At 68.9% G+C, this 8862-nt stretch carries 6 protein-coding genes; 4 read left to right on the top strand and 2 right to left on the bottom strand.

Going from position 1 to position 8862, the window contains the following annotated elements; translation table 11 throughout:
* The 3 genes from Mterra_RS16050 to Mterra_RS16040 all read left to right on the top strand — a co-directional run.
* Nucleotides 1–435 (top strand): UDP-3-O-acyl-N-acetylglucosamine deacetylase (locus Mterra_RS16050; protein WP_147372864.1); only part of this gene is annotated, 435 nt, incomplete at its 5' end.
* A gap of 119 nt (nucleotides 436–554) precedes the next feature.
* Nucleotides 555–2009 (top strand): glycoside hydrolase family 13 protein, encoded by a 1455-nt coding sequence (locus Mterra_RS16045; RefSeq protein WP_119316082.1) that lies wholly within the window; start codon nucleotides 555–557, stop codon nucleotides 2007–2009.
* A gap of 383 nt (nucleotides 2010–2392) precedes the next feature.
* Complete coding sequence (locus tag Mterra_RS16040) at nucleotides 2393–6739, top strand: LAGLIDADG family homing endonuclease (protein WP_119316081.1); 4347 nt, start codon at nucleotides 2393–2395, stop codon at nucleotides 6737–6739.
* A gap of 188 nt (nucleotides 6740–6927) precedes the next feature.
* On the opposite strand, the gene Mterra_RS16035 is transcribed toward Mterra_RS16040, so the two are convergent.
* Nucleotides 6928–7419, bottom strand: a complete 492-nt coding sequence (locus tag Mterra_RS16035; RefSeq protein WP_147372862.1) for a hypothetical protein — start codon at nucleotides 7417–7419, stop codon at nucleotides 6928–6930.
* A 538-nt stretch (nucleotides 7420–7957) separates the two neighbouring features.
* Here Mterra_RS16035 and Mterra_RS16030 point away from each other — a divergent pair.
* The gene (locus tag Mterra_RS16030; RefSeq protein WP_027894171.1) at nucleotides 7958–8407 is read left to right on the top strand and encodes a DivIVA domain-containing protein; all 450 of its coding nucleotides are present in this window, start codon (nucleotides 7958–7960) and stop codon (nucleotides 8405–8407) included.
* Here Mterra_RS16030 and Mterra_RS16025 read toward each other — a convergent pair.
* Nucleotides 8376–8862, bottom strand: a 487-nt coding sequence (locus Mterra_RS16025; protein WP_147372860.1) for a YdcF family protein, incomplete at its 5' end; no start/stop codon positions are given. The genes Mterra_RS16030 and Mterra_RS16025 overlap by 32 nt on opposite strands.

The raw sequence follows: 8862 nt of genomic DNA, 5'->3' as shown, positions 1-8862 counted from the left end.
CCCCTGCCGCGCCCGCTGCGGGTGCTGGAGGACCAGGGCCAGATCGTCGCCGAGCCCGCCCCCGGGTTCCGGCTCAGCGTGACCATCACCTTCAAGCACCCCCTCATCGGCTACCGGCGCTTCGAGAGCCCGCCCGGCCGCTTAGCGGAGGTGGCCGAGGCCCGCACCTTCGGCTTTTTGCGCGACCTCGAGGCCCTGCGCGCGCAGGGCCTGGCCCACGGGGCCAGCCTGGAGAACACCCTGGTCTACACCGAGACCTCCAGCCTCAACGCCCCCCGCCTCCCCGACGAGCCCGTGCGCCACAAGGCCCTCGACTTCCTGGGCGACGTCTACCTCGCCGGGGCGCCCTTCCTGGGCCACTTCACCGTGCACCGCGGCTCGCACCGCCTTCACGTCGAGCTCGCGCGGGCGCTCGAGGGCCTCCTCCCGGCCTGACGGCGCGGGCGCTCGAGCCGCCGCCGGTCGCGATCCCCTTGCGCGGCCGTGCCGATCGCTTAGACTTACACGGGTATGCCGGAACGCCCACCCGCACGGGCGGGCCTGGAGGGAGCCGCATGACGCCCGACTGGGTTAAAGACGCCGTGTTCTATCAGATCTTCCCGGACCGCTTCGCCCGGGGCGAGGGGCCGCTGGCGATGCCCGCGCCGCTGGCCGCGCACTTCGAGAGCTGGGACTCCCCGCCCACCCTGCGGGGCTTCAAGGGGGGCAACCTGTGGGGGGTGGCCCAGAAGCTCGACTACATCAAGGACATGGGCTTCAACGCCATCTACTTCTGCCCCATCTTCGCCTCGACGGCCAACCACCGCTACCACACCACCGACTACTTCCAGATCGACCCCATGCTCGGGGGCAACGCCGCCTTCGCGCACCTGCTCGAGGAGGCCCACAAGCGCGGCATCCGGGTGGTCCTCGACGCGGTGTTCAACCACTGCTCCAGGGGGCACTTCGCCTTCCAGAACATCCTCGAGAACGGCCCCAAGTCGCCCTACCTCAAGTGGTTCCACGTCTTCGGCTGGCCGCTCAACGCCTACGAGCGCCGGGCCAACTACGCCGCCTGGTGGGACAACCCCGAGCTGCCGAAGTTCAACACCGACACCCCCGAGGTGCGCGAGTACCTCTTCGCCGTGGCCGAGCACTGGGTGCGCCAGGGCATCGACGGCTGGCGGCTGGACGTGCCCAACGAGATCAACGACGACAGCTTCTGGCAGGAGTTCCGCTGCCGGGTCAAGGCCATCAACCCCCAGGCCTACATCGTCGGCGAGATCTGGGAGGACGCCGACCGCTGGCTGCAGGGCGACCAGTTCGACGCGGTGATGAACTACCCGCTGGGCCGGGCCGTGCTGGGCTTCGTGGGCGACACCCTCCTCGACCGCGACCTCGCCGCCAAGAGCGGCCTGGGGAGGGTGGAGACCCTGCAGGCCCTGGCCTTCAGCCACCGCCTCGAGCACCTCTTCGAGCGCTACGACTGGGAGATCGTGCGGGCGCAGATGAACATCATGTCCTCCCACGACACGCCCCGCCTGTTCAGCCTGATGCGCGCCGACGCGCAGCGCAGCGCCCTGGCGTTGGCCCTGCTCTACACCCTGCCGGGCGTGCCGACGGTCTACTACGGCGACGAGGTCGGGCTGCCGGGCGGCCACGACCCCGACAACCGGCGGGGGATGCCCTGGGACGAGGGCCAATGGCAGCAACCCGTCGTCGAGACCGTGCGGCGCATGAGCCAGTTGCGCCACAGCGTCCCGCTGCTGCGGCGGGGCCGCTACCAGCGCCTGTACGCCCAGGACCGCCGCCTGGCCTTCGCCCGGGTGGAGGGGGAGGAGGGGGTGGTGGTCACGGTCAACGCCTCGGAGGAGCCCTGGCCCGTGCTCATCCCCCTGCACGGGGTCTGGTCGCGCGGCGAGGTGGCGGTGGAACTGCTCAGCGGCGCCGAGGTCACGTGCCAGGGGGGCAGCCTCCAGGGCTACGCCCAGGGGCCCTTCTCGCTGGCGGTGTGGCACCTGCGGGGGTGACGCCGCGGGCTGCCGCGCTCGACGCCTCGCCTCGAGGCGGCTCGCGCGCTTCCGCACACCATCTCTACCGGGGTCTGGCTCAGCTCCGGCCCGCCGAAATGTGCTCGAGGCTAAAGCCATAACCCCGGTTCTTGTGTTAACATATTGGTAACGGTGTACCTACTATAACTTGGGCCTCAGGAGAAGTACACCCGCTAGATGAAGGGATGGGCGCCTTGATTTTCGGCCGATGCCGGCGGTATTCTGAGCACGTCCCCGGAAAGATTGTGACGGCTGCACCTTGCGGCCCTACCACTATAGGTAGTAGTATCGCTGCCAGAAACCCCAAGATATAGGGCCTTATTCCTGGGCCAGGGGGAGTGTTGCGAATTTTTGGAGGAAGCATGGACGCCTTTGAACCTGCTGTTTTTGACGATCACGCCCGTTCAATCGCCAAGCGCCAGTACATGCAGGACGGTGACGGGGACGTATTCGGGATGTTCCGCCGGGTCGCGGACTGGGTGGCGAGCCCGGAGTCTGAGCAGAACCGGGCCTACTGGAGCGAGCAGTTCTACCGCCTGATGGCCTCCAAGCGCTTCTGCCCCGGCGGGCGGGTGCTGGCGGGCGCGGGGACGCAGCACGGCAACGTGCTCAACTGCTTCGTGCAGGGGGCCACCGAGCACGAGCCCTCCAGCTTCGAGGGGGTGCTCGAGGTCGCCAAGAAGCTCGCGCTGGTGACCAAGGTGGGCGGGGGCAACGGCGTCAACCTCGACCCCTACCCGCCCCGCCATGGCGGGGCGGGCAAGGAGGCCGGGGAGCGCGGCACGGTGCGCGGCTTCGCCTACCTGAGCGCCACCCACGCCGACGTCGAGGACTTCATCCGGGGCCTGATGCGCCCGCCCATCAACCCCGACGGCGAGAAGGAGAGCGTCACCATCCGCAACTGGACCCGCGTGGTCTACGGGCTGGTGAGCCCCGAGCTCGCCGCGCTGGCCCGCCGCCACGGGGTCATGACCGTGCGGGAGAGACCCGCCGGTGCCATCCTCGTGCCCGATGACATGGCCGGGATCATCGACGCGGCGCGGGAGGCCATCCGGCTGGCGACCGGCCATGCCGAGCCCCACGTAGACTTCAGCGCCCTGCGCCCGGAAGGTGCGCCCATCAAGGGCTCGGGCGGCACCAGCAGCGGTCCGGTGAGCTTCCTGGCCGAGATCTTCGACAACTTCCTCGAGTGGGCCAACCTGGGGGCCGAGAAAGCCGGTCCGGTGGCTACCCTGCGCTACGTGTACTCGTCCGTGCTCCGTGTGGTGAGGCAGGGGGGCACCCGGCGCGGCGCTGGGATGGCCACCCTCTCCATCGACCACCCCGACCTCCTCGACTTCCTCACCGCCAAGGACCTCGACCGCGAGGCCGCCGAGGGCGACATCTCGACTTTCAACATCTCCATCCTGGTCACCGAGGCCTTCTGGCAGACCCTGCAAGCCGATGGGCTGTGGAGCGTGGAGCCCGCCGAGGTGCCCGGCAAGTACTACCCGGTGATGGTCGAGGGCGAGTACCGGGGCGCCCTCCCCGACCTGCCCGAGCGCGAGGTGGACGGCGCCCGCCCCATCCCCGTCTACCGCCTGGGGGCAGATGGGGCCACTGACGCACGCCTGGGCGTGCCCGCCAGGTGGCTGTGGCACGAGATCGCCTGGCACGCCTGGGCCACCGGTGAGCCGGGCCTGATCTTCATCGACCGGGTCAACGAGCTCTCGGCGCTGAAGAACCTCGGCCCGCGCTACGCGATCCGCTCCACCAACCCCTGTTTCGTGGGCAGCACCCGCGTCGCGACGGAATTTGGCCTGCTGCTCATCGAGCAACTCACCGACAAGGGCAGCTTCTACCTGGCTACCGACAACCGTGCCCCCCTCGCGGGCCTGGGCGCGGCCCGCCGTGGGCGCGGGGTGACGGTGCGAAAGGCGGCCAAGGCCTTCTACACCGGCGAGCGGGAGGTGGTGCGCCTCGAGACCCGCGAGGGCATCACCCTCACCCTGACCCCCAACCACCCCCTCCTCACCCCCCAAGGGTACGTGGAGGCCGGCCAGTTGAAGCCCGGTGACAAGCTGCTGGTGCAGAGCGGCGAGGGGTTGTGGGCCAAGGAGCAGGCCCTGCCGCCCGCCGTGCTGCAGGTGGTGCGCGAGCGGGTCGCGGTGGCCGGAGGCAGGGGCTCCCGCGGAAGGTCCGACGTGCGCGAGCAGTACGCCAACATGCCCACCCAGTGGAGCGAGAACCTGGGCCTGGTGCTGGGCTGGCTGGTCGGCGACGGGTACTTGCGCGAGGACGGGGTGGGATTCTTCTTCAGCAACCGCGAATTCGCCCAGGCCCAGGCCGTCGTGGACAGTCTGCGCGACTGGTTCGGCCAGGGAACCCTGCAAGCCACCGCCTCCAACACCCAGCACCTGCACTTCAACAAGCTGCCCGCCGAGTTCTTCTCCGCCCTCGGCGTCAGGGCGGCCAAGGCCACCGAGAAGCGGGTTCCAGAGAGCCTCTTCACCGCGCCCCGCGAGGCGGTGGTGGGCTTCCTGCGCGGGCTGTTCAGCACCGACGGCACCGTGGAGCGCAACGACGCCAAGCAGAGCTGCACCGTGCGGCTGGCCTCCTCGAGCCGGAAGCTGCTCGAGGACGTGCAACTCCTGCTGCTCAACTTCGGCATCTTCGGGCGCATTCACCCGGTGTACAGCCGCAGGCTGTCCCGCAAGGGGATCGTCCACCACCGCCGCGCGGCGGGTCTCAAGGCCCTGCCTGATGGCCGGGGCGGGCTGCGCGAGTACCCCGTTGCCGACCAGTACGAGCTGATCATCGGTGCCGAGAGCCGTGACCGCTTCGCCGAGGTCATCGGCTTCGCCCTGCCCGAGAAGCAGGCCAAGCTCGAGCACTTCATCAGCGGTCGCGACCGGGGTGCCTACCGCCAGCGCTTCGAGGTCACGGTGAGCCGGGTCGCGCCGGCCGGGACCGCGCCCGTTTACGACCTGACCGAGCCCGTCACCCACAGCCTGATCGCGGGCGGCGTGGTGGCCCACAACTGCGGGGAAATCCCGCTCACCGTGGGCGAGCCCTGCGACCTGGGCGCGATCAACCTGGCCGCCTACGTCGAGAACGGGCAGTTCGACTTCGCCGAGTTCCGCGAGGACGTGCGCACCTGCATCCGCTTCCTGGATAACGTGCTCGACGTGAACGTCTTCGCCCTCGAGGACAACCGCGTCGCCAGCCAGACCCTGCGCCGCCTGGGCTTAGGCGTGATGGGGCTGGCCGACGCGCTCATCAAGCTGGGCCTGCCCTACTCCTCGGAGGCCGGGCGCCAGGCGGTGGCCGAGATGATGAGCGCCATGCGCGAGGAGGCCGTCAGGGCTTCGGAGCAGCTCGGCGAGGAGCGGGGGGTGTTCCCGGCCTACCGCGACAACCCCGCCGCCTTCGAGGCGCTGGGCATCCGCCCCCGCCGCAACGTCGCGGTGCTCACGGTGGCGCCCACCGGCACCACCAGCATGCTGATGGGCGTCTCGAGCGGCATCGAGCCCATGTTCTCCCCCTTCATGTGGCGGCGCATCGGCGGGCAGTACAAGGCCCTGCTGCACCCGCTGTTCGTCGAGCTCATGGAGCAGTACCCCGCCAGCGAGGCCTTCGCCACGCCCGAGGGGCGATCCCCTTCGGGACCGGCTGAAGCCGGTGCACCCGGGAGCAAGTGGGACTGGGACAAGCTCATCGAGGCCATCCAGGCCAACCACGGCACCGTGAAGGGCCTCCCCGGCATCCCCGCGGGCATCGCCGCCGTGTTCGAGGGCGCCCACGACGTGCCGCCTTTGGACCACGTGCGCATGCAGGGCGTGGTGCAGCGGGCCTTCGACGCCGAGGGCTACGCCGCCAACTCGCTCTCCAAGACCATCAACCTCCCCAACGAGGCCAGCGTGGAGGACGTGGAGGCCGCCTACACCGAGGCCTACCTCACCGGCTGCAAGGGGATCACCGTCTACCGCGACGGCAGCCGCCAGTTCCAGGTGCTCTCGGTGAGCAAGGAGGAGAAGAAGGAGGAGAAGGCGAAGCCGGAGGGCTCGGAGACCGTCGCGGTGCAGCCGGCGCTGCTCGAGGTCCCCGCCGAGCCCATGCCCAAGGCGGGCCAGCCCGTCTTCGAGCGCACCGGCCGCCTGGTGGGCTACACCGACATGGTCAAGCTCACCGCCGCCGACGGCACCCGCCGCGGCTTCCTGGTGACGGTCAACATGCAGGGCGAGCACCCCGTTGAGGTCATCCTCACCTCGGGCAAGGCCGGCGACGAGGCCAACGCCGACAGCGAGGCGCTGGGCCGGGTCATCTCCATCGCCCTGCAGTACGGCGTGCCCGCCGATGCCCTGGTCAAGACCCTGCGCGGCATCAACGGCGGCCTCTACGGCAATTACCAGGGCCGCTTCGTGACCTCCAAGGCCGACCTCATCGCGGTGGCGCTCGAGACCAACGCCGCCGTGGCCCTGGAGGACGATCCCCTGTCGGGACGGGCGAAGCCCGCACACCGGGAGGAGGGCCGCCGCGCCGCCTCGAGCGACGTGGTGCCCCAGACCCCCCAGCGCGCCCTGACCCCGCCCGTCCACATCGCCGCCGTCAGCACCAATCCCGCAGGCAAGACCGGCCTGGGCAAGTGCCCGGAGTGCGGCGACGAGAACCTCGTGCGCGAGGAGGGCTGCACCAAGTGCTATAGCTGCGGCTACAGCAAGTGCGGCTGAACCGAGCCCCGAATACCCGGTTTGGGTGGATCGTCTCCCATCGGGAGGCTATCCACCCCGGCCGAAGGGAGTGCCCTGGGCTTCACAAAGATGTACCTCATGACGGATTTGAAGAGTATCTTTGTGAAGCCGGTAGAACAGGCCAATCCCCCCTCGTTCGAGGGGGGATTGCTCCGTGCTCGAGCCCTTCAGAATTGGAAACAGCCGAGCCGGGCGGCGTAGGCCTCGAGCCCGCTGACGTCGAAGCGCAACACTCCCCGGCCGAACGGCTGCTCGAGGACAACCTCGAGCTTTGCCGCACCCAGCAGTCCCTCGAAGAAGGCTGCCGCGTCCTCCTCGGGCACGAAGAAGAAGGAGCGCCCCTCGTAGAGCCTCAGGATTACCCGGTGGCGTTCCTCTGGCGCGTCGTCGAAACGCCAACGGGCTGAGGTTGGCCCCATCAGGAAGCCCGTGGGCTTGAAGTCGATGGCGATATAACCCCCGAAGGTGGGGTCTTCCACGTCGAAGCAGGAGAGCGTGAGGTCTCCCTCGGGGAGCGTGGAGCCTTCCCTCGAGGCGCTCAGCGTCACGAAAACCTGGGTTCTCTCCGTCGAGGGGTCGAGAACCTCCTCGACCTTCCAGCCCTGGGCCCAGGCGCTCCCCACTACCAGCGCCGCCGTCCACAGCCATGCCTTTCGCATCCGCAGTCCTCCCGTCGAAGGCGTCACCAGGACGCACGGGACGCGATTATAGCGGGACCAGCCGTGGGCGCAAGCGCAAATGGCTGCTGGCGTTGTCACAGCCCCAAAAAACAGCCCGAGCACAGGGCACCCAAAGGACCGCTTTGGCTGTGCTCGGGAGGCGTTCCGCCTTGGAACAAGACCAGTTTAGTACCAAGGAGGTTAACGACAGGTAAGAAATAACCCTGGCGGGAGGATTGTGGCTAGTGGCTCGTGGTTTGCCCCTCCCTGGCCCTCTCCGCACTCGGAGAGGGTTTATCCCCCCTACCCCCCTTGCTAAGGGGGTGACAAGGCATCTTGCGTCTCGCGTTTTGCGTCTCGCGTTTTGCGTCTCGCGTTTCGCGTCTTGCGTACGACGTACGACGTACGACCCGCATCCGACGTACGACCCGCGCCCCGCGCCCGGCCATCAGCCATCGGCGTTCAGCGTTCGCCGTTAGCCATCCATTGCCAAACCCCGCCCCGCCCCGTTAGCCTTGGGTCTAGAAAAGAGAGCGCTATGGACCTGACGCCCCTCGACGTTCGCTACCAGGAGTTCAAGCAAGGGCTGCGGGGGTATGCCGTGGCCGAGGTGCGGGAGTACCTGGCCCAGGTCGCCGACCGCCTCACCGCCCTCACCGAGGAGAACGAGAGCTTGCGTGAACGCATCCGTACGCTCGAGAGCGAGCTGAGCCAGGCCCGCGAGGGCGAGGCCGACCTCAAGCGGGCGGTGGTGGCGGCCGAGCGCATCGCCCGCGACATCAAGCAGCAGGCCGAGCGGGAGGCCGAACTGATCAAGCGGGAGGCCGAGTCGGCCCGCGAGCAGACGATGCAGGAGATCGTGGCCGAGATGAAGCGCATCCGCGGGGACATCGAGGCCCTGCGGCAGGAGCGCGACCTGTTCGTCAACCAGTTCCGGGCGCTGCTGGAGGGCTACCTCACTTCCCTCGATCGCTATAAGCGTCCGTGATGCCCATGTGGGCCAGCAGCGTGAGCACGGTCTCGCGCTGGTAGTAGGCCTGCGAGAAGTTGCCCTTGACCGCGAAGCCCTGCGCCTTGAGCCCCAGCCGCTCGGCCAGCAGCAAGGCCCGGGGCAAGTGGGGCTCGTCGGTGACGATGAGGATGGGCTGGCCCTTGACCAAAGGCAGGATGTTGGCGAGGTTTTGCCAGGTGCTCCGGCTGCGCTGCTCGCATAAAAGCGCACCGGGCGGCACGCCCCGCAGGCGCAGGTAGTTGCACCCCACCTCGCCCTCGCTGTACCGGTCGCCCGGCTGCCGCCCCCCCGTGACCACGACGGCGGGAGCCGCCCCCTGCCGGAAGAGGCCCAAAGCGGCCTCGAGGCGGTTCTTGAAGACGGGCGACGGCCTGCCGTTGTACTGCGCCGCCCCCAGCACCACGATGTACCGCAGCCCGGCAGCCCCCGCC

It is taken from the genome of Calidithermus terrae, assembly GCF_003574345.1.
Lineage (GTDB): Bacteria > Deinococcota > Deinococci > Deinococcales > Thermaceae > Calidithermus > Calidithermus chliarophilus.
Note: the sequence above shows the minus strand (reverse complement) of the source record. Positions and strands in the feature narration are given on the sequence as shown.

Coding starts and splice junctions, on each gene's coding strand:
- Mterra_RS16045 (WP_119316082.1), top strand. CDS start 555: ATGACGCCCGACTGGGTTAAAGACGCCGTGTTCTATCAGATCTTCCCG.
- Mterra_RS16040 (WP_119316081.1), top strand. CDS start 2,393: ATGGACGCCTTTGAACCTGCTGTTTTTGACGATCACGCCCGTTCAATC.
- Mterra_RS16035 (WP_147372862.1), bottom strand. CDS start 7,419: ATGCGAAAGGCATGGCTGTGGACGGCGGCGCTGGTAGTGGGGAGCGCC.
- Mterra_RS16030 (WP_027894171.1), top strand. CDS start 7,958: ATGGACCTGACGCCCCTCGACGTTCGCTACCAGGAGTTCAAGCAAGGG.